The organism is Chitinimonas viridis (assembly GCF_030409555.1).
Taxonomy (GTDB): Bacteria; Pseudomonadota; Gammaproteobacteria; order Burkholderiales; family Chitinimonadaceae; genus Chitinimonas; species Chitinimonas viridis.
The window spans coordinates 907,143-927,055 of sequence record NZ_JAUFPU010000018.1; the positions used below are offsets into that span (position 1 = coordinate 907,143).

Below are 19,913 nucleotides of genomic sequence, written 5' to 3' on the forward strand. Positions count from 1 at the left end.
GCTACCCATTCAAAGCTGGGCGCACCGTGGCTTGCCCCGGCACTGCCGTCCAGCGGCAGGGTCATCATCTCCTGGGCAATGGGGGTCATGCCGTGCATGCCGTTGACAATGGCGTCGTACAGCACGGCCGGGTGGCCGTTAAAGGCTTGCTCCAGCTGGCTCAGCATCAAGGAATACTGGCGGTTGAACTGCTCGTTGAGTGTGGCCAGGCGCGAGCCCGCGGCATAGTCGCCGTGGCGGGGGTTGCGCTTGATGGGGTAGACGGCCTGGTAGTCCACCGTAAAGGCCTCGCCTGTGGGCGGTTCATTCGGCTTGTCGCCGGGGCGGTAGCGACGACCTTGGGCGATTTCATTGAAGCGGAAGTAATGGGCGACTTCTTCGGCTTGGTCGAAGTAATGCTCGTCGCCATCAAAAATACTGTCGTCGCCCCCCTCCCCTTGCTTGATGATTACCTCCAGTGCCGCTTTGGCCTGGGCCAGGCTGCTGATGATGACGGGCTTGCCTCCGCCGCCCCAGTAATACTGCTCGCTGATCTGCCGCCCAGGGTCGCCATTGAATACGGCGGATTCCGGGTAGGCGGCGCACAGGGCATCCAGCGCGGCGATGATGCGCTGGTAGAACTCGCCCAGGGTGATGCCGGGTACGGTGATCTTGGGCCGTGCCATCAGCCGCTGGGGTTGGCGGGCCAGGCTGGTAGGCAGCTCTATCTGCAAGAAGGTCTGGACGGCCTGGGGCGAGAAGGCCTCGAGGTTGATGTCGAACTCTCTGTCCTTGAAGCCATGGCCTTCAAACTCCAGCCGCAGGGGGTAGCTGGGCAGGGTGTCCTGGTTCAGGCAGATCCGGCCGCCCAGGCTGGACATCAGGTTACCCACCAGCACCAAATGCAGCATTTCTTCCATCATGACGCTACGTATCAGGCCAGCCGCCACCCGGTTGGCCTCGCGCTTGATGCTGAGTAAGGCGGTCAGATAGGGCGGAATGGTCGAAAGCTCCAGTTCCATGGCGGTCTGCAGCAGCGGATAGAGTCGCGATTTATGTTGTTCCAGAGTCATGTTGGGCATCCTCAGGGCTGGCAGGTGGCTTGGTTCAGGTGGTCGCCCAGGCGCAGGGCAAGCGCCGCCAGCGTCAACGTGGGGTTGACCGCACCGGTAGAAGGAAAGGTGGCGTTGGAGCAGACATAGAGATTGTCCACGCCGTGTACCCGCATATGCCGGTCGGTCACGCCCTCGCTGTCGTCATCGCTCATGCGCAGGGTGCAGGCGGCATGGTCGGCCCGCCACGAGATGGTGGGCTTGGCATTCATGGTGGCGCCCATGGCCTCGAACAAGCGCTGCACATGGCCCTGAATCGCCTGCATGCGGGGGTCGAACCCGGCGGCTTGGCCAAAGTCGACCAGGGTTTCCTGCATGCCCAGGTGGTTGAGCTTGTCGATATTGGCAATGCGGTTCTGTGGCTCGCTAAAAATCTCGACCATGCCATGCAGCTGTATCTGGCGTGGGCCGGCCACATAGCGGTCCATGTCCAAGCGGCTGACACCGGCCTGCATCTTGCTGAGCAGGTTGACCGCGGGCGAGCTGGGCGGGTTGATCAGGATGAACTTGCCCTTGGCCTGCTCGGCCGGGCTGTCGAAGTGGCGCGAGCAGAGGGTGGGGAAGTTCATCTCCGGCTGCAGCTTGAGCGGATTGCCAGGGGCGCTGCCACTGAAGATGAAATAGGGGTGAGTCACGATATTGCGGCCGACCAGATCGTGGTCGTTGCCTATGCCTTGCTGCCAGTGATCAGAGCGTGAGCGCAGCAGCAACTTGGTCGATTCCAGCGTACCGGCGGCCACGATGATGCGGTCGGCCTCCACCACGACCTGCTGGCCCGTTTCCCTGTCCAGATAGACCACCCCGCCTGCCTGCTGCCGGCTGCGCATGCTGATCTGCTGGACGATGCTGTTGAGCCGTATCTGCAGGCCGGGGAAGTTGCCCCAGTTCTGCATATCGTCGAGGAAGTTGTTGGCCGAGTAGCGGGCCCCGAAGGGGCAGTACTTGCAGGTGCCCGTGGTCTGGCAGGGGGCATGGCGCGAGGTGGTGTCGGTGATGCCATGGCGGGCGATGGGCAGGTGCGAATAGGCCATGCCCAGGGAGGCCATGGCCTCGGCGGCCGGCTGGTCTTCCAGGGTGTAGGGGAAAGCCGGGAAAGGGTAGTCGCAATGGCGCGGCACCGTGGTGTCGTGCGAATCGCCTGATACCCCGATGTAATGCTCAGCCTGGCTGTAGTAGGGCTCCAGGTCGGCGTAGCTGAAGGGCCAGTCCAGACTATGGCCGGTGTTGGTACGCAGGGCGAAGTCCTCCGGCTTGAGCCGGAACGACCAGCCACCCCAGTGTATGGTGGAGCCGCCATAGGTTAGCGCTCGCGATCCATCCAGGGGTACGGTGGTGGTGCCGGCGCTGAGGTTTTCGCCGGGCTGGTCGCGGTCGGGGTAAGGCAGATCGTAATACTGGGTATAAGGCAGCTTGCCGGAGACGACATAGTCCTGCCAGATGGCGGCGTCCTGCATCTTGACCTTGCGGCCGGCCTCCAGCATCAGGATGCTGGCATTGGGGTTCTTGGCCAGCAGCCGCTGGGCCAGGGCAGCGGCGGCTACGCCCGAACCGATGATCAGGGTTTCAACCTTCATGGTCGGCCTCCATGGTGCGGTAGGGTGCGGCCTGGCCAGGAATATTGGCACCGCCGATAAAGCCGCAGTAATTGATGGCGCCAAACGCCTTGAAGCCGCCCAGCGACAACTGCAGTGCCATGAATTCGTTGGCGACCTTCTGCCGGGTCACGGCCAACGCCGTCTCGGGCGGCGCCTTGTTGGCATCGGCATCCGTAAACAGAAAGGCATAGGCGCCCTCCTCGCCATGTTGCTCTATCAGCCCCCGCAGGGTCGCGGCGGCAAACAGGTAGTAGTCGCGGTAGACCGGCCGCAGATTGATGCGGTTGAGCATGAAGCTGTAAAGCTGTGAGCGGAACGGCTCGGGGTCGGGCATGTTCTGCCAGTACTTGCCGATATGGCAGAACAAAGCCCACATGGCGGCGTAGGTGGCATCGTCCAGCGCGGGCAGTTCGGCGCTGAGCGGATGCTTGGCGGGTGTCTGGTACATGAGGTTACTCCTGGCCAGTAGGAATGGCGGGAAGCGCATTGGCGCCATGGCAGCCCTACCTGGACTGCCCCGGCGTCTTGCACCGGTTAGTTTTTCAGTCGCTGAAGCGCGTACAAGATCCAGTGGAGTGGCAAGGGCGGGAGTGGACTCAACCAGGGGTGAGCCTTAGGTTCAGACCACTCCAACGTCCAGCACCAGGGTTCCCCAGGTGCCTGCTCAAGCCGTCGCACCGATCGACGAGATATATTCATTACAGGCGCCGAAGCCTATTCAAAATGATGATGAGCGCTAGCGAAGCTCCCTCGCGGCGGCGAGGGCGGGGGGTGTGGGCTCAATCAGGGGAGAGCCCTTGGTTCAGACTGCTCCAACGTCCAGCACCAGGGTTCCCCTGGTGCCTGCTCAAGCCGTCACACCCATCAGCGAGGTGCATTCATCGCAGGCTCGACAATCAGGGGCGCGTAAAACCGGCGAACGCTTGGTTCAACACATAGGCGATGCGGGCACCGCCACGGGCCAGTTGCAGCGGGATATCCTTGCCCGCCTGCGCCTGGTAGGCCGCATCCAGCGTCACCTGGGTGCCTGCCGTGTTGGCTGGGCACTGAAACCCACCCAGGCCGCCATAGACATCCTGGATGGCAAGCTGATGCGCTTCCTGTATCCAGCTCTGCACGGTGCCGGACTGCCAGCCCTTGATCTGGTCGCGATAGGTGGTCCGCAGTCCCTCGGCATAGCGCTGCTCGCTGCTGCCACGCAAGCTGGCCCGCACCAGGCCGGTATCCCAGGCGGCATGCAGGTTGGTATTGCGGCCATTCAGCAGCACCGATATCTGGTTGCCGCCGCGATCGTGGTTGTCGGCCGAGTGCAGGGGCTGGTGTATGTCGCCCACCATATGCACGACCAGCCGCAGGGCCAGGGTGCGGTCGTCCTTGGTGGCATCGCTGTCGGACAGCACCCGGTCAAAGCTGGCGATCTTGTTGGAAGCACAATTGCCGTTGGGGCAGGTGTCCACGCTGGGGTCCGGGCAGACCGGCACATCATCGAAATGCCAGGCCGATGAGCCTGGAAACTGGTTGCCCAGGGTGGGCCGGTTCTGGTCCATCCACACGGCCGCTGCCGCCAGATCGTCCGAACCCAGGTAATAGCGCACGGCGGCGCGGGCTTGTGGGGTGAGCAGTTCGTAGGCGACCAGGCCGGTGATGCGGTGGCCTTCGGGGCCCCAGGCATGGGCAGTGAGCGGGAAGGTAAAGACAGACAGGCCAAGACTGACGGACAGCAGGGTACGTTGCACCTTCATGGCGCTTCCTCCTAGACGATATTTATTGGTATGGGGCTGCTTATGGACGCGCCCTTGTGTGTTTCTAGCAAAGTCCGGCGGGAACACAAGCGCAGCAGGCGAGCCTGGCGGCAGATACCCGAACTGGCTGACCGCCGGTAGCGGCATGGCAGGGGCAGAAATGACAACGCCCCAGCATAAGGCCGGGGCGTTGTCGTCATGCCTGCTGCTTGCACCCTAAGCCGTGGGTGGCCTGGAGAGGGTTGCAGCACACGGGGAGACAGGGCATCTCCCCGCGCTATATCAGAACATGAAGGTGCTGTTGATACCGACGTGCGAGCCGTCCACCTTGAGATTGTTGCGGCTGTTCTCCAGCTCGTACTCTTCCTTCACATAGCGCAGGTTGAGTCCAATGGACGGCGTAAAGAAGTAACCGGCCTCGATCACGGCACCGGTGGCATCCTTGAAGTTGAGGTCGTAGCCACTACCCACGTCGTAGGAGTAGTTGGGGTTAAAGACGCGACGCAGGCCCAGGCCCACGCGGAACTTGTCGTTGATGTTGTAGAAGCCGATCAGTTCAACCGGGAAGCGGTTGAAGGTGGCGCTACCGTTCTTGGCGAACACGCCGGCAACCTGGTAGTTACCAGTCAGTTGGGCCGAGAACGGGCTGTTTTGCGGCTGCCAGGTGATACCGGCGCCCATGTTGACATTGCCGCCGGCACGGATGCTTTGGTCGTGACCATTGTCGAACTGGATCTGGTCTATCTTGTCGCCACCTGCAGTCAGGCCGGCGGTCATGGTGAAGCGCAGGGCCTTGTGTGGCACCGATACTTCAGCCGTGGCACCCACGGCGGCGGAAATCAACAAGCCCTGCACTGCAAGGCGCATAAATGGACGGCGCATAACCGTACTCCCTTGTGTTTTTATGGAAAGCAGGCCGGGCACAGGGTTGCTGTGCCTAGCCTTTGGAAAAGCGAACGATTGGATTCGAAGCTATCAGGCGCCCTGCACTGCGGGCGCGGTAGACAGGCTGGGCAAGGCCAGCCTAGGCGCTAGCTTAGAGCGGCGCTTAGAACAGGACGGCGCCGGTCACACCAACATGGTTGCCATCAAACTTGGCGCCGTCGATCTCGTACTCTTCGGCGACATAGCGCAAGGTCAGCAGCAGGTCGGCTACCGGTTCCCAGCCCAGTTCGGCAACCAGGCCCGGCTTGCTGTCCACATCCACGCGCGAAAAGCTGCCATTCCGCTCCAGGGTAAACTTGGACTTGGCCGCGTAGCGCAGGCCACCGCCGACATACAGATTGTTTTCGAAGTGATAGTGGCCCAGGAACTCAATCGGGTAGCGCTTGAAATCCACCCGGCCATTCGCGGCGCTGGCGTTGTCTGTATGGTAGTTGGCCGTCAGCTGCAGCGACCAAGGGCTGTTCTCTCGGCGCCAGTAGGCACCCACGCCCAGGTTGACCTTGTCACCGGCACGGATAGAGGAATTGGAGCCATCGTTGTAGTTGGCGACGTAGATGGTATCGCCACCTGCCGTAATGCCGCCGGTCATCATCAGGCGCAGCGAAGGATGCGGTACACGGCCGCCGTCAGCCAGGGCAGTAAGGGGGGCGCTCAGCAGCAGGCCGGCACAGGCCAGCTTCAAACCACGGGTAATCATAGATTTCCTAGGCTTATCAGTAATTTTATAAAGGGCGACATTGTATCAATCTGGCAAAGAAAAGTCGGCTCCACAAATTTAAATGCTTGCTCTGCTGTGGCATAGACGCCTAGAATCTGCCCCGCTGCGGGCGTCGTATAATGGTAATACCCTAGCTTCCCAAGCTAGAGCCGTGGGTTCGATTCCCATCGCCCGCTCCAGATTCCAGGCCGTATCCCGGCCACAGACAAGGCCAGCCGACAAGGTTGGCCTTGTTGCTTTCTGCCCTGTGGCAGGCCAAATTATTCATGTTGCATATATGCCATAGTCGTGGGGTAAAGCGGGCCGTCACACCGCCAGCCTAGCAACTGCTTGGCAAGCTACACTGTGATTTTTCCCGCTCTGGGCACATACATCATGACCGAACGCACACTGCGCCGCGTTGCCATCCTGGGCGGCAGCCGCATCCCTTTCTGCCGCTCCAATACCCAATATCAGGATCTCTCCAACCTCGACATGCTGACCGCCGCCCTCAATGGCCTGGCGGATCGCTACCAGCTGGCCGGGGTGGAAATCGACGAGGTGGGAGCAGGCGCGGTCATTTCGCATTCCAAGGACTGGAATCTGGCGCGTGAAGCGGTGCTGTCGAGCAAGCTGTCGCCGCTGACTACTGCCTACACCGTGCAGATGGCTTGCGGCACCAGCCTGCAGGCCGCCGTGCAACTGGGTGCCAAGATCGCCATCGGCCAGATAGACAGCGCCATCGCGGCCGGCACCGATACCACCTCGGACGCCCCTATCGTATTTGGTGCCCGCTTTGCCAAGCGGCTGATCAAGCTGGCCAATGCCAAAAGCCTGGGTGAGCGCTTTGCGGCCTTCAAGGGCTTCCGGCCGGGTGAGCTCAAGCCGGCGTCGCCCAATGCGGGTGAGCCGCGCACCCGCATGTCCATGGGCCAGCATTGCGAGATCATGGCCAAGCAATGGGGCATCAGCCGCGAGGAGCAGGACAAGCTGGCCTGGGAAAGCCACCAGAAAGGCGCCCGTGCCTTGGCCGAGGGGTTTTTCGACGACCTGATCGTGCCCTGCGCCGGGGTGAGCCGCGACAACCATCTGCGGCCCGACAGCACGCTGGAAAAACTGGCCACCCTCAAGCCGGCCTTCGACAAGGAGTCCGGCAAGGGCACGCTGACAGCGGGCAACAGTACGCCGCTGACCGATGGCGCCTCCAGCGTGCTGCTGGCATCCGAGGACTGGGCCGCAAAGCGTGGCCTGCCGGTGCAGGCCTACCTGACCTTCGCCAAGACCGCCTCGGTCGATTTTGTGGCGGGCGAAGGCCTGCTGATGGCCCCTACCATCGCGGTAGCCCGCCTGCTGCAGGATGCCGGCCTGACGCTGCAGGACTTCGATTTCTATGAGATACACGAAGCCTTCGCCGCCCAGGTGCTGTGCACCCTGCGCGCCTGGGAGTCGGACCAGTACTGCCGCGAACGCCTGGGCCTGCAGGGGGCGCTGGGCGCCATCGACCCGGCCAAGCTCAATGTAAACGGCAGCTCGCTGGCCTTTGGCCACCCGTTTGCCGCCACCGGCGGACGGGTGCTGGCGACACTGGCCAAGCTGCTGAACCAGCGTGGCAGTGGCCGCGGCCTGATCTCCATCTGTACGGCGGGCGGCATGGGTATCGCCGCCATACTCGAGAAACCGTGACCCCCCATGCACACCCTGCTGATAGCCAACCCCAAGGGCGGTGCCGGTAAATCCACCCTCGCCACCAACCTGGCCACCTACTATGCCTGGCGCGGCAAAGCGGTGGCACTGGGCGACCTGGATAGGCAGCAGTCGTCGGCCCACTGGCTGGGCCTGCGCTCCGCCAGCTTCCCGGCCATTGCCCGCTGGGAAGGCGACGAGGACGAACTGACCAAGCCCCCCAGGGGAACCGAGGTCGCCATACTGGATACCCCGGCCGGGCTGCGCGGCAAGCGGCTGGAGGCGGCGCTCAAATGCAGCGACCATATCCTGGTGCCGGTACAGCCTTCCAGTTTCGATATGTGGGCCAGCCAGGACTTCTTCGCCCGCCTGGCCGAGGAAAAACAGGTGCGCAAAGGCAAGGTAAAGGTCGGTGTGGTGGGCATGCGGGTAAAGACCGGCACCCGTGCCAGCCAGCAGTTGGTCGATTTCCTGGCCCAGTTCGACCTGCCGGTGCTGAGCAGCCTGCGCGATACCCAATACTATCTGCAGACCCTGCCCCGCGGCCTGGGTCTGTTCGACCTGCCCGCCCCCCGCGTGGCCCGTGATCTGGAACAATGGCAACCGATATTGGATTGGCTGGAACACCGATGAAGCAAAAAGTCCCGGTGAACGTGATCACCGGTTTTCTGGGCGTGGGCAAGACCACCGCCATAAGGTGCCTGCTGGCCGAAAAGCCACCACAGGAATACTGGGCGGTGCTGGTGAACGAGTTTGGCGAAGTCGGCATCGATGGCGCGGCCATCAGCGCGGCCAGCGACGAGCTCAATGTGGTCGAGGTGCCGGGTGGCTGCATCTGCTGTACCACCAGCCCCATGCTGCGGGTCAGCCTGACGCGGCTGCTGCGCGATCGCCGCCCGGACCGGCTGATCATCGAACCCAGCGGCCTGGGACACCCGGCCGGCATCATTGATGTACTGCGCGATCCCTTTCTTGCCGCCGCGCTGGAAATCCGTGCCACGGTCACGCTGGTAGATCCACGCCAGCTGGACGATAGCCGCTACACCACCCACGAGACCTGGCGCGACCAGATCAGCCTGGCCGAGGTACTGATCGCCAACAAATGCGACCGCGCCGACGCCGCCCAGGTGGATCGCTTCCTGGCCATGGCACAGGCCATGTTCCCCCCCAAGCTGGCTATCATCACCACCCGTGATGGCGTGTTCGACCGCGCGCTGCTGGACCTGGCAGCCGAGGTGCCGACAGCTGGCCAAGCCGCCGGCCCGGCGCTGGGCCATGCCACGCTCGCGCCGGCACGCCGCAGCAAGCCTGCGCTATCCCACGATGCACCGCCGCCGCAGGGCGTCAGCAGCAAGGATCATAGCGAGCCGGGGCAGACCAGCCGGGGCTGGGTCTGGCCGGCGGCACAGCGTTTCTCGGCCGAGCAGCTGGCTCTGTTGTTCCAGCGCCTGCACGACCACGCCGCGCTGGGCCTGCCGCCGCTCTCCCGCGCCAAGGGGGTATTCCACACCGATCACGGCTGGCTGCTGTTCAACTGGGTAGGCGGCGAAACCAGCGCCGTGGAAATCGCCTGGCGCCGGGATAGCCGGGCGGAACTGATCGCCCAGGCGGATAGCGCCGACTGGCAGCGGCTGGAGACAGCCCTGACGGACTGTCTCCTGGCGGACACGGCTTCCTAGCAGCGCTTAGAGCCTGTTCAATTCGTTCGGCCAGCTACGGTAGTTGCGGGCGTTCATCAGCAGAAAGCCGTTGCGTTGCCGGTTGCCGACCAGATAAACAGCGGTAAAGGTCAGGGCCATGGCCAACCAGTCCAGGCCGTGGTAGGGGCTCATGCCGCCACCGTCGCTTCCTGTGCAGCTGCAGCCAGCCGGCCCTGCACGATATCCTCCACATTGAGCACCACCAGGCCATGCTGCTCGGCATACCGTATCACCTCGTCGCCGCGCAGCATCTCGCCATCGTCACGGGTCAGCTCGCACAGCAAGGCCGCCGGGCGCAGGCCGGCCATACTGGCCAGATCGACCGAGCCTTCGGTATGGCCCCGCCGTGCCAGTACGCCACCGGCCTGGGCGCGGATAGGGAACAGGTGGCCGGGGCTGACCAGGGCGGCCGGGTTGCCGCTCAAGGCGGCCAGGGTGGTGGTGATGCGGTCGCGTGCCGATACCCCTGTGCTGACCCCCTCACGCGCCTCGATCGAAACGGTAAAGGCTGTGCCATAGCGGCTGCCGCCGTTACGCACCGGCATGGCGGGAAGCGCCAGCTGCCTTAGTTGGGCATCGGGCAGGCAGAGACAGACGATGCCGCTGCAATCACGTATCAGTTGGGCCATCACCGGCAGGGTGATCAACTCGGCTGCCACGATCAGGTCGGCCTCGTTCTCCCGGTTCTCGTCATCGCGCAACACCACGGGCTCGCCCCGGCGTATTGCGGCGAGGGCTGCGGCCAGGCGGCTTTGCGGGGTGCTTTGGGCAAAATAGTGCTGGAACAAACTCATAAAACGCTCCTTGTCGGATAGTGGCAAGTAAGCGTTCAGGGCGCAGCGCAGCACCCAGGCTATGCCCAGGGACTGGCCAATGGGAAGCGCGTGCCGCTGCCACGGGGGCAGGACACGACCTCTCGTCTTCTCTCATCCGGACTATGACCGTCGGCTCCGGCCTTGAACCGGATCTGCTGACCCTGCATGGCTTTGACCCAAGGGACAAAGACGGTGCAGGCGCTCGCGGGCTTGGTGTGATGGACTACACCCTACCGCCGGTGGGGAATTTCACCCCGCCCTGAAGACGCACCGCCCAGGCGGGCGGCGCCAGCATGGTAGCAGGGAGACTGTCCTGTCCGCAAAAACAGCAGGCTCTGAGCGCCTGCCATGAATCGGGCTCCTTGAAGAACCGACGCTAATTCAGCGCCATCACCCGCGCCACGGTCACGCCTCCCAGCGCTCCACGTGAAACCGTTTGCTTGGCACCCAAGCCCTGCCCCACCAACCCCCGCAACATGGCCAGGCAAAAAAACAGCCGCCTGGGCGGCGGCTGAAGCGTCTGTTATGGACGGTCTTTCGAAAGAGGCGGTCAGTGCGCGACCGCTTTAAGCATGTCTTCCACTACCTTCTTGGCATCGCCGAACACCATCATGGTCTTGTCAAGATAGAACAATTCGTTGTCGAGTCCAGCATAACCCGCACTCATGGAGCGTTTGACCACGATCACCGTGCGGGCCTTGTGCGCCTCCAGTATAGGCATGCCATAGATGGGGCTCTGCTTATCTTTCAAGGCGGCCGGGTTGACCACGTCGTTGGCGCCTATCACCAGTACCACATCGGTGTTGGAGAAGTCCGAGTTGATCTCCTCCATCTCCTGTACTTGCTCGTAGGGCACTTCGGCCTCGGCCAGCAGCACATTCATATGGCCGGGCATGCGGCCCGCCACCGGGTGGATGGCATAGCGCACCTTCACACCCTTTTCGGTCAGGGCGTTGGCGTATTCCTGCAGCGCATGCTGGGCACGCGATACGGCCAGGCCGTAGCCAGGCACGATCACCACCGAATCGGCATTGCTCATCATGAAGGCCGCATCGTCGGCGCTGCCGGACTTGTAGGCCTTTTGCACCGCATCGCCAGCCGCACCGGCTGCCTCATCGCCCCCCATACCGCCGCCGAAGATCACATTCATCAGCGATCGGTTCATGGCCTTGCACATGATGTAGCTGAGGATGGCACCCGAAGAACCCACCAGCGAGCCAGCGATGATCAGCACCGAGTTGTTGAGGGTAAAGCCGATGCCGGCTGCCGCCCAACCCGAGTAGCTGTTGAGCATGGACACCACTACCGGCATGTCGCCGCCGCCTATGGGGGCGATCAGGAAGTAACCGAGCACCACCGAGAAGGCCGTCATCACCCAGAAGGAGGTGAGCGATTCGGTGATGAAGTAGTGCCCGCCAAAGCCCACCATGCCCAGCGCCAGGCCGATCTGCACCGGCTTGACCCAGCCGCCCTTGAGCGGCTTGGCCGCCAGCTTGGCGCTGAGCTTGCCCCAGGCCACCACCGACGCGGTGAAGGTGATGCCACCGATAAAGCAGCCGATGAACAGCTCTACCCGCTGCACCGTGCTGTGGTGCTGGTCGCCGTTGTGTACGGCAGCCAGGGCAATCAGCACGGCGGCCAGGCCCACCAGCGAATGCATCAGCGCCACGGTCTCGGGCATCTGCGTCATGGGCACGGTCTTGGCGCGGTACAGGCCTACCGCCGCACCGGCCACCATGGCCAGGACGATGAGCGCAAAGTTGGGGCTGGGGGCAATCACCAGGGTGACCAGCACGGCCAGAGCCATGCCCACCATGCCGTAGCGGTTGCCGGCGATGGCACCGGTGGGGCTGGACAGGCCTTTCAGCGTCAAGATGAAGAGAACGGCGGCGACCAGGTAGATCCAGTCTGCGTATTGCGCGATCAGGTTCATGGGGTTCGCCTCACTTCTTCTTTTTCTTGAACATTTCAAGCATCCGCGAAGTCACCGCGAAGCCGCCGAAAATGTTCACACTGGCCAGAAAGACCGACACCGCACCCAGCACCGAAGTGAGGGTGATGGCCTGGCCGCCGATATCGACCGTCTGCAGCACGGCGCCCACCACGATGATGGACGACAGGGCATTGGTCACCGCCATCAAGGGGGTATGCAGGGCGGGGGTGACGCTCCACACCACGTGATAGCCGATGAAGATGGCCAGCACGAAGATGGTGAAGGTGGCCACAAAGGGGGTTTGCACCAGCTGCTCCACCGGCAGGCTGGCTGCCGCCGTCTGGGCGGCCTGGGTCGCGGCTTGCGCGACGGTTTCTGTGCTACTCATGGAAGGCTCCCTGAATGCTGTGTAATCGAAGCGGGCTTCAGCCCTTGCCGAACAGGACGTCACCCGCATGGGTGACGAGGCTGGCGGCCACAATGTCGTCTTCGCGGTTCACCACATAGCCTTTTTCCTTGTCCAGGATCAGGCCTGCGAAGTTGAGCAGGTTGCGGGCATACAGGGCCGAGGCATCGGCCGCCACCATGCCAGCCAGGTTGCCGTAGCCCACCAGCTTGACGCCGTTGTCGGTGGTGACCACCTCATTGAGCCGCGACAGCGGGCAGTTGCCGCCGTTCTCCACCGCCAGGTCTACCAGCACCGCACCGTATTTCATGCCGGCCACCGTCTCGGGCTTGATCAGCACGGGGGCGGGGCGGCCTGGTATCAGGGCGGTGGTGATGACGATATCGGCATTGCGGGCATGTTTATCGACCAAGGCGGCCTGCCGCTGCTTGTAATCGTCCGACATCTCGCGGGCATAACCACCCGCCGTCTCGGCCTGCTTCTTTTCCTCTTCGTTCAGGGGCACTTCCACAAACTTGCCGCCCAGCGATTCCACCTGCTCCTTGGCGACCGGCCGCACATCAAAGGCCTCCACCACAGCCCCCAGGCGCTTGGCCGTGGCGATGGCCTGCAGGCCCGCCACACCGGCACCCAGTATCAGCACCCGCGCCGGCTTTACCGTACCGGCAGCCGTCATCATCATGGGGAAGAAACGCGGGTAGTACTCGGCCGCCAGCAGTACAGCCTTGTAGCCGGCGATATTGGCCTGCGACGACAGCACATCCATGGCCTGCGCCCGGGTGGTGCGGGGCACCAGCTCCATGGCGTAGACATCGAGCTTGCGGGCGGCGTAATCGGCCAGCAGCGGGTTGCGGTAGGGATCGCACAGGGCGATGACGGCCGCGCCGTCCTTCAGTGCCGGCAATTCTTCTGCCGATGGCGCACGCACCTTGAAGACCACGTCGGCACCATCCACCGTGGCCGCGTAGTCGGCCGCGATGCTGGCGCCCGCCTCGGCATAGGCCGTATCGGGGACGGCCGATGCCACGCCAGCGCCGCTTTGCACGGCAACGGCATGGCCCATGGCCACGTATTTCTTCACCGTCTCGGGGGTGGCCGCCACGCGGGTCTCGCGCAGGGCTGTTTCCCTGGGTATGGCTATTTTCATTGCTACACCTCGCCTTGTTTCATTTCCAAATCAAAGGCGTGCAACCCTATGGGATGCGGCCTTGGATTTGGCAACGAAGCCCGCCTGCGCGGGAGAACCACCGCTGCCGCACCACTTGCCCAAGGGGCAGTACATGGCGCGGATACTCAATCGCGGATGGCAGCTGGGCTGCACCCGTCTCAATGTAGTTTGCGAACTGGCTTGCTGCAGCCCGATCATGCGGCGGGCTGTCGAACCCGGCTGGGTTCGGTGTCGCCGCGGATGGCGGCGAGGTGTAGGGGCTGGCGTATGGCCGACCCGGTCGCTTGCACACGGACGTGTCGTATCACGCCGCGCGTTTCAAACAAGCGTTTGAACGGTTGCCCTATTCAAGCACGCTTTTGGGGCATTGGGAAGATGTTGCAGCACACAATGGCAGATAGGCCACAGTGTGGTGGCGGTCTGGCATCAGCGCCCTACCTTAGAGCCTGTTCAAAGTCTTTTCGCCTCGCGCCGGCCCGGTGAAAAGACTTTGAACAGGCTCTTACCACCCCAAGGTTACTTGCCTATGCAGAAGCGGCTGAATATCTCGCCCAGCAGGTCGTCAGCGCTGAATTCGCCAGTAATGCTGGCCAGGGCGTTCTGGGCCAGGCGTAGTTCCTCGGCGAACAGTTCTACCTGCTGCCAGACCAGGGCCGCAGTTTCGAGATGGCTGGCGGCGCGGCGGATGGCATCGAGGTGGCGTTCGCGGGCCAGGAATACGCCGGCGTCGGTGCCGCCCCAGCCCACCATATCCAGCAGGGTGCGCTTGAGTTCATCCAGGCCCAGGCCTGCCTTGGCCGACAGGCGCAGCACGGCATGGCCGTCTTCCTCGGCGTGGCCCACCGCCTCGCCGGTCAGATCGACCTTGTTGAACACATGCACACGGGGCAGGCGCTCGGGCAGGCGGCCCAGGATGTCGCGGTCGTGCTCGGTAATGCCCTCGCGGCTGTCTATCAGCAGCAGGGCCAGGTCGGCTTTCTCCACTGCCGCCCAGGTGCGGGCTATGCCTATTTGTTCCACCGTGTCGTCGGTCTGGCGCAGGCCGGCGGTGTCGATGATATGCATGGGCACGCCATCGAGCTGTATCAGCTCGCGCACGGTATCGCGGGTGGTGCCGGCGATATCGGTGACGATGGCCACATCCTCGCCGGCTAGGGCGTTCATCAGGCTGGATTTGCCCACATTGGGCTGGCCTATCAACACCACATGCATGCCCTCGCGTAGCAGGCTGCCCTGGCGGGCGGTGCCAAACACCTTTTGCAGCTGGCCGTGCAGGCTGGCCAGCTTGCCACGGGCGTCGGCGGCCTCCAGAAAATCGATGTCTTCCTCGGGGAAGTCCAGTGTGGCCTCCACCAGCATGCGCAGATTGATCAACTGCTCCACCAGGGTGTGGATCTCGCCGGAAAAAGCCCCGGCCAGCGAGCGCAGGGCCGAGCGGGCGGCGGCTTCGGAACCGGCGTCGATCAGATCAGCCACGCTTTCGGCCTGGGCCAGGTCCAGCTTGTCGTTGAGGAAGGCGCGGCGGGTGAATTCGCCCGGCTCGGCCAGGCGGGCGCCCAATTCCAGGCAACGGCGCAGCAGCATCTGCATTACCACCGGGCCACCGTGGCCTTGCAGTTCCAGCACATCTTCACCGGTAAATGAGTGCGGGCCGGGGAAAAACAGCGCCAGGCCTTGGTCTATCAGCTCGCCATCACTGCTACGGAAATCCGCATAGTGGGCATGCCGTGGCTTGAGCGGCTTGCCGGCAAGGGTGAGGCCCAGTTCGGCCAGGCCGCTGCCGGATATCCGTACCACCCCTACGCCTCCCCTGCCGGGAGCGGTGGCGATAGCGGCGATGGTGTCGCGACGGGGGGGCTGGGTCATGTTGGGCATCCTGATGGCACAAACAATTATGCCGCCCATAGGGCGGCATAATCGATCTTTCTCACAAGCTAGCCGGGCTTACTTGCCCTTGGCCTTGCTGGCCTTGGCCGGTTTGGCCGGCGTAGTCTTGACCGTGCTGTCCTCGCGTTCGATCTTGCGGGTGATGTACCACTGCTGACCGATGGAGAACACGTTGTTGATCACATAGTAGAGCACCAGACCGGCCGGGAACCAGATGAACATCACACCGAACACTACCGGCATGATCTTCATCATGCGATCCTGCATCGGGTCGCCGCTGGGCGGGTTGAAGCGGGTCTGTATCCACATGGTCAATATCATCAGGATGGGCAGAACCCAGTACGGGTCGGCCACCGACAGATCATGTATCCACAGCATCCATGGCGCCTGGCGCAGTTCCACCACGGCCTGCAGCATGTAGAACAGGCCCATGAAGATAGGCATCTGGATCAGGATGGGCAGGCAACCGGACAGCGGGTTGGCCTTCTCACTCTTGTACAGCTCCATCACAGCCTGCTGGAACTTCATGCGGTCGTCGCCGTATTGTTCCTTCAGCTTCTGCATGCGCGGGGCCAGCTTCTTCATCTTGGCCATGGAGCGGTACTGGGTCACGGCCAGCGGGTACAGCGCCAGCTTGATCAGCAGCGTAAACAGCACGATGGACCAACCCCAGTTGCCTATGCCGGGTATCTGCACACCGCTGATGCTGGCACCGCCGTGTATCAGATCCAGCAGCGCAAACATGGGCTGGGCGATGATCTTGAAGATGCCGTAGTCCTTGACCAGATCCAGGCCAGGTGCAGCGGCCTGCAGGGCGCGGGTCTCCTGTGGGCCGGCATACAGCGGCACGCTGACGCGATAGTTGGCGCCGGCGGCGATGGTGGGCTGGTTCACCTGCACGGCCGATTGATACAGCTCGCCCGGCTTCTTGGTGACCTGCACGGTACAGGCCGACTTGGCGCACAGATTGGCGCCGCCGTTGGGCGACATCAGCCAGGCGCTGACAAAGTAATGCTGCACCATGGCCACCCAGCCATCAGCCGGCTTGGCCACGTATTCGGCCTTGTCCTTGTCGATATCGCTGAAGGTGACCTTCTGGAACTTCTTCTCTTCGGTGTAGACCGCCGGGCCGGTGAAGGCCGCGCCGCCGGTAAAGAAGCCACCGGTACCGCGTGGGTCCTTACCGTCACGCACCAGGCTGTAGTAGGCGCTCAGATTGAGCGGCGCCTGGCTGCCGTTGACGATTTCATAGGCCACATCGATGACATAGCTATCGCGCTTGAAGGTATAGATCTTGGCGACCTTGATACCGTTGACCTCGGGCGCATCCAGCCGCACCGACACGCTGCTCTGGCCAGGCTGCAGGCTGACGGCCGTATCCTTGCTGCTGAACAGGGTGCGATGGGTGGGCAGGTTGAGGCCGTTGCTGATCAGGCCGGTATGCGCCACATAGGTATGCTCGGGGCCTTCCTGGAACAGCACGAAGGGCACCTTGGCATTGTCGTGCTGGCCGTGCTCGATCAGCGTGAGCTTGCGCAGGTCGCCGCCCATGGTGTCGATCTCGGCATCAAGCAGATCGGTCTTGACCTTGATGCGGCCGGCACGGGTGAGCGCACCTTCAGCAGTCGCGGTGGCGGTACCCGTGGCTGCAGCGGCGGCGGGCGTGCCAGTGGCGGCAGCCTGTTGCTGAGCAGCGATTTGGGCGGGAGTCGGCTTGGGTGCGAACCAGTGTTGCCAGCCGTACAGGATGGCAAAGGAAAGCACCACGAAAGCTATGAGACGTTTGGTATCCATGCTTGGAATCTCGTCGTGGGAATCAGGGCACGGGGTCGTGCCCGTGGCCACCCCAGGGGTGGCAGCGGCAAAGCCGGCGGATTGTAAGCCATCCACCCCGCGCCGCGCCATGGCGGTTTAGCGCCTGGATGGCGTACTCGGAGCAGTGCGGGGTATAGCGGCAACGCGGGCCGATGAGCGGCCGCAAGGTATAGCGGTAGGCGTAGATCAGCCCGATCAGGAGCCGCGACATGGCGCAAACCGATCGAACAGGCGCAACAAAGCCGCCCGAGCTGCCGGGGCTTCGCTACGGTGAAAGCTGCGTTTGGCACGCACAATCAGATCCAGTCCGGCCAGTTTGTCGGCTTCGCGTCTAAACAGCTCGCGCGCTGTGCGCTTGATGAAGTTGCGGCCTACCGCCCGGCGTTCGATCTTTTTGGAGACCACCACGCCGAGCCGTGCCTTGCCCAGTTCATTGGGCTTGATCCAGACCTGGAAGAAGGCATTGGCCTGGATACGGCGCAAACTAAAAACGGATGAAAACTCATCCGTTTTTAACAGGCGTTGCTGCCTGGTGAAGCGTTGCGTCAACCGCTACGCTCAGACCGACAGGCTGTGACGGCCCTTGGCGCGGCGTGCGGCCAGCACGGCGCGACCACCACGGGTACGGCTGCGAACCAGGAAACCGTGGGTACGCTTGCGACGAATAACGGAAGGTTGGTAAGTACGTTTCATGGCAATGCCCCTGAGACTTGTTCGTGTCGTGTGAAGAAACGTGCGATTAGACGGAAAAAAGCCTTAGTTGTCAATACCCTTTATTTTCCACAGCCTGTGGATAAGCCTGTTGAAAATGACTAGAATACGTGGCCGATTAACCCTGTTGTCTGCCAAGACGACAGTGCAACGGCCACCCGCCCCATAAGGGCAGCCGCACCGGTATGCCGTTTGCATAACCTATCGGCCGTGCCGCACGATTTCCAATAAAAACATGACCTTACCCGCCGAAGACTTTTGGCCGAGCTGCCTTGCCCGGTTCGCCGAAGAATTGTCTGCGCAGCAGTTCAACACGTGGATCAAGCCGCTGGCCTGCTCTGTGGAGAACGAGGCGGTGTCGCTGTACGCGCCCAACCAGTTCTCGCTTCAATTCGTCAAAGATCGCTTCCTCGTCCGTATCGAAAAATACGCCGCCGAATACTTTGGCGAGCTGGCCCACACCATCGAACTGACGGTGGGCAAGGCCCAGACTGCGCGCCCTGCCGCCGCCAGTACCAGCAGCAACAGCGCCGGCCGCAACGAAACCGCCGCCCCCCAGGCCCAAGCCACCACCGCCAAGCCCACCCCGCTGCGGTCGCTGGCCATGGCCAACGAGACCACCCGTCTCAACCCCAATTTCACCTTCGAGACCCTGGTGACCGGTAAGGCCAACCAGTTGGCCCGTGCCGCCGCCATCCAGATCGGCGAAAACCCCGGCACGGCCTACAACCCCCTGTTTGTCTATGGTGGTGTGGGCTTGGGCAAGACTCACCTGATTCAGGCCATAGGCAACCTGGTGCACCAGCACCGGCCCGACGCCAAGATCCGCTACATCCATGCCGAGCGCTATGTGGCCGACGTGGTGCGGGCCTATCAGCACAAGTCTTTCGACGAGTTCAAGCGTTACTACCACTCGCTCGATCTGCTGCTGATCGATGACATCCAGTTCTTCTCGGGCAAGAACCGCACGCAGGAAGAGTTCTTCTATGCGTTCAACGCCCTGATCGAAGGCCATCGCCAGGTCATCATCACCTCGGACCGCTATCCCAAGGAGATCGAGGGCATAGAAGACCGGCTGATCTCGCGCTTTGGCTGGGGCCTGACCGTGGCCATCGAACCGCCCGAGCTGGAAATGCGGGTGGCGATTCTGCACAAGAAAGCCGAATCGGAAGGTTTCAAGCTGGAATCCAGCGTCTCCTTCTTTATCGCCAAGCATATCCGCTCCAATGTGCGCGAGCTGGAAGGCGCACTCAAGCGGGTGCTAGCCTATTCGCGCTTCACTGGCGAGCAGATCACCCTGGAAGTCGCCAAGGAAGCCCTCAAGGACATCCTGGCCTCGGGCAACAAACTGATCTCGGTGGAAAACATCCAGAAGACGGTAGCCGACTTCTACAAGATCAAGGTGGCGGACATGCACTCCAAGAAGCGCACCCGCGATATCGCCCGCCCCCGCCAGATCGCCATGGCACTGGCCAAGGACCTGACCCAGATGAGCCTGCCGGCCATAGGCGAAGCGTTTGGCGGCCGCGATCACACCACCGTGCTGCATGCCTGCAAGACCATCGCAGCGTTGCGCCAAGGCGACGCCACCATGAACCACGATTACAACGTTTTGGCGCAGATACTGCGCAACTGAACACAACGGGATAACAATGCATCAAATGTGGATAAGCTGGCGTACCGAGTTGAGGCAAAATTCGGGACACAATTCATACACAACAGCGT

General features: G+C 62.6%; 20 protein-coding genes, 1 tRNA gene and 1 riboswitch. Of the genes, 5 read left to right on the forward strand and 16 right to left on the reverse strand.

The window, feature by feature from the left end; translation table 11 throughout:
• The 6 genes from QWZ03_RS17170 to QWZ03_RS17195 form a co-directional block, all read right to left on the reverse strand.
• Window positions 1-1,052, reverse strand: a 1,052-nt coding sequence (locus QWZ03_RS17170; protein ID WP_290333844.1) for a ferritin-like domain-containing protein, incomplete at its 3' end; no start/stop codon positions are given.
• 11 nt (window positions 1,053-1,063) lie between these two features.
• Window positions 1,064-2,665, reverse strand: a complete 1,602-nt coding sequence (locus QWZ03_RS17175; protein WP_284195509.1) for a GMC oxidoreductase — start codon at window positions 2,663-2,665, stop codon at window positions 1,064-1,066.
• Window positions 2,655-3,134, reverse strand: coding sequence for a hypothetical protein (locus QWZ03_RS17180; protein ID WP_284195510.1), 480 nt, complete (start codon window positions 3,132-3,134; stop codon window positions 2,655-2,657). The genes QWZ03_RS17175 and QWZ03_RS17180 overlap by 11 nt, the downstream gene beginning before the upstream one ends.
• 448 nt (window positions 3,135-3,582) lie before the next feature.
• Window positions 3,583-4,428 (reverse strand): S1/P1 nuclease, encoded by an 846-nt coding sequence (locus QWZ03_RS17185; RefSeq protein ID WP_290333846.1) that lies wholly within the window; start codon window positions 4,426-4,428, stop codon window positions 3,583-3,585.
• 282 nt (window positions 4,429-4,710) lie between these two features.
• Window positions 4,711-5,310 (reverse strand): outer membrane beta-barrel protein, encoded by a 600-nt coding sequence (locus QWZ03_RS17190; RefSeq protein ID WP_290333847.1) that lies wholly within the window; start codon window positions 5,308-5,310, stop codon window positions 4,711-4,713.
• A gap of 166 nt (window positions 5,311-5,476) precedes the next feature.
• Entirely contained in the window at window positions 5,477-6,070 is a 594-nt protein-coding gene (locus QWZ03_RS17195) for a hypothetical protein (RefSeq protein WP_290333848.1), read from the reverse strand.
• A gap of 126 nt (window positions 6,071-6,196) precedes the next feature.
• On the opposite strand from QWZ03_RS17195, the gene QWZ03_RS17200 reads away from it, so the two are divergent.
• The 4 genes from QWZ03_RS17200 (at window position 6,197) to QWZ03_RS17215 (ending at window position 9,432) form a co-directional block, all read left to right on the forward strand.
• Window positions 6,197-6,270 (forward strand) — tRNA-Gly (locus QWZ03_RS17200).
• Between the two features lie 196 nt (window positions 6,271-6,466).
• Window positions 6,467-7,753 carry an acetyl-CoA C-acetyltransferase gene (locus QWZ03_RS17205; protein ID WP_290333849.1) on the forward strand — a complete coding sequence of 429 codons (1,287 nt, stop codon included), beginning with the start codon at window positions 6,467-6,469 and terminating at the stop codon, window positions 7,751-7,753.
• A 6-nt stretch (window positions 7,754-7,759) separates the two neighbouring features.
• Window positions 7,760-8,386, forward strand: coding sequence for a nucleotide-binding protein (locus QWZ03_RS17210; RefSeq protein WP_290333851.1), 627 nt, complete (start codon window positions 7,760-7,762; stop codon window positions 8,384-8,386).
• Window positions 8,383-9,432, forward strand: coding sequence for a CobW family GTP-binding protein (locus tag QWZ03_RS17215; protein ID WP_290333852.1), 1,050 nt, complete (start codon window positions 8,383-8,385; stop codon window positions 9,430-9,432). The genes QWZ03_RS17210 and QWZ03_RS17215 overlap by 4 nt, the downstream gene beginning before the upstream one ends.
• Before the next feature lie 6 nt (window positions 9,433-9,438).
• Here QWZ03_RS17215 and QWZ03_RS17220 read toward each other — a convergent pair whose 3' ends face one another.
• From QWZ03_RS17220 to rpmH, 10 genes are all read right to left on the reverse strand, one after another.
• Entirely contained in the window at window positions 9,439-9,585 is a 147-nt protein-coding gene (locus QWZ03_RS17220; protein WP_290333853.1) for a hypothetical protein, read from the reverse strand.
• Window positions 9,582-10,247 (reverse strand): 3,4-dihydroxy-2-butanone-4-phosphate synthase, encoded by a 666-nt coding sequence (gene ribB / locus QWZ03_RS17225; RefSeq protein WP_290333854.1) that lies wholly within the window; start codon window positions 10,245-10,247, stop codon window positions 9,582-9,584. Before ribB ends, QWZ03_RS17220 begins: the two co-directional genes overlap by 4 nt.
• Window positions 10,248-10,367: 120 nt before the next feature.
• A riboswitch (FMN riboswitch) is annotated at window positions 10,368-10,539 on the reverse strand.
• A gap of 279 nt (window positions 10,540-10,818) precedes the next feature.
• Complete coding sequence (locus QWZ03_RS17230) at window positions 10,819-12,201, reverse strand: NAD(P)(+) transhydrogenase (Re/Si-specific) subunit beta (protein ID WP_290333855.1); 1,383 nt, start codon at window positions 12,199-12,201, stop codon at window positions 10,819-10,821.
• A 10-nt stretch (window positions 12,202-12,211) separates the two neighbouring features.
• Window positions 12,212-12,589 carry a proton-translocating transhydrogenase family protein gene (locus QWZ03_RS17235; protein ID WP_290333856.1) on the reverse strand — a complete coding sequence of 126 codons (378 nt, stop codon included), beginning with the start codon at window positions 12,587-12,589 and terminating at the stop codon, window positions 12,212-12,214.
• Between the two features lie 37 nt (window positions 12,590-12,626).
• Window positions 12,627-13,754 (reverse strand): Re/Si-specific NAD(P)(+) transhydrogenase subunit alpha, encoded by a 1,128-nt coding sequence (locus QWZ03_RS17240; protein WP_290333857.1) that lies wholly within the window; start codon window positions 13,752-13,754, stop codon window positions 12,627-12,629.
• A gap of 537 nt (window positions 13,755-14,291) precedes the next feature.
• Entirely contained in the window at window positions 14,292-15,641 is a 1,350-nt protein-coding gene (gene mnmE, locus QWZ03_RS17245) for a tRNA uridine-5-carboxymethylaminomethyl(34) synthesis GTPase MnmE (RefSeq protein WP_290333858.1), read from the reverse strand.
• A gap of 78 nt (window positions 15,642-15,719) precedes the next feature.
• Complete coding sequence (yidC, locus tag QWZ03_RS17250; RefSeq protein WP_290333859.1) at window positions 15,720-17,456, reverse strand: membrane protein insertase YidC; 1,737 nt, start codon at window positions 17,454-17,456, stop codon at window positions 15,720-15,722.
• A 22-nt stretch (window positions 17,457-17,478) separates the two neighbouring features.
• The gene (gene yidD, locus QWZ03_RS17255; protein ID WP_284195541.1) at window positions 17,479-17,688 is read right to left on the reverse strand and encodes a membrane protein insertion efficiency factor YidD; all 210 of its coding nucleotides are present in this window, start codon (window positions 17,686-17,688) and stop codon (window positions 17,479-17,481) included.
• The gene (rnpA, locus tag QWZ03_RS17260) at window positions 17,673-17,960 is read right to left on the reverse strand and encodes a ribonuclease P protein component (RefSeq protein ID WP_308446985.1); all 288 of its coding nucleotides are present in this window, start codon (window positions 17,958-17,960) and stop codon (window positions 17,673-17,675) included. The genes yidD and rnpA overlap by 16 nt, the downstream gene beginning before the upstream one ends.
• A 75-nt stretch (window positions 17,961-18,035) precedes the next feature.
• Window positions 18,036-18,170: a 50S ribosomal protein L34 gene (gene rpmH / locus QWZ03_RS17265; RefSeq protein WP_072426848.1), complete on the reverse strand. Its 135-nt coding sequence runs from the start codon at window positions 18,168-18,170 to the stop codon at window positions 18,036-18,038.
• A gap of 253 nt (window positions 18,171-18,423) precedes the next feature.
• Between rpmH and dnaA the strand changes: the two genes are divergently transcribed.
• Window positions 18,424-19,824, forward strand: a complete 1,401-nt coding sequence (gene dnaA / locus QWZ03_RS17270) for a chromosomal replication initiator protein DnaA (protein ID WP_284195543.1) — start codon at window positions 18,424-18,426, stop codon at window positions 19,822-19,824.
• Window positions 19,825-19,913: the final 89 nt, after the last annotated feature.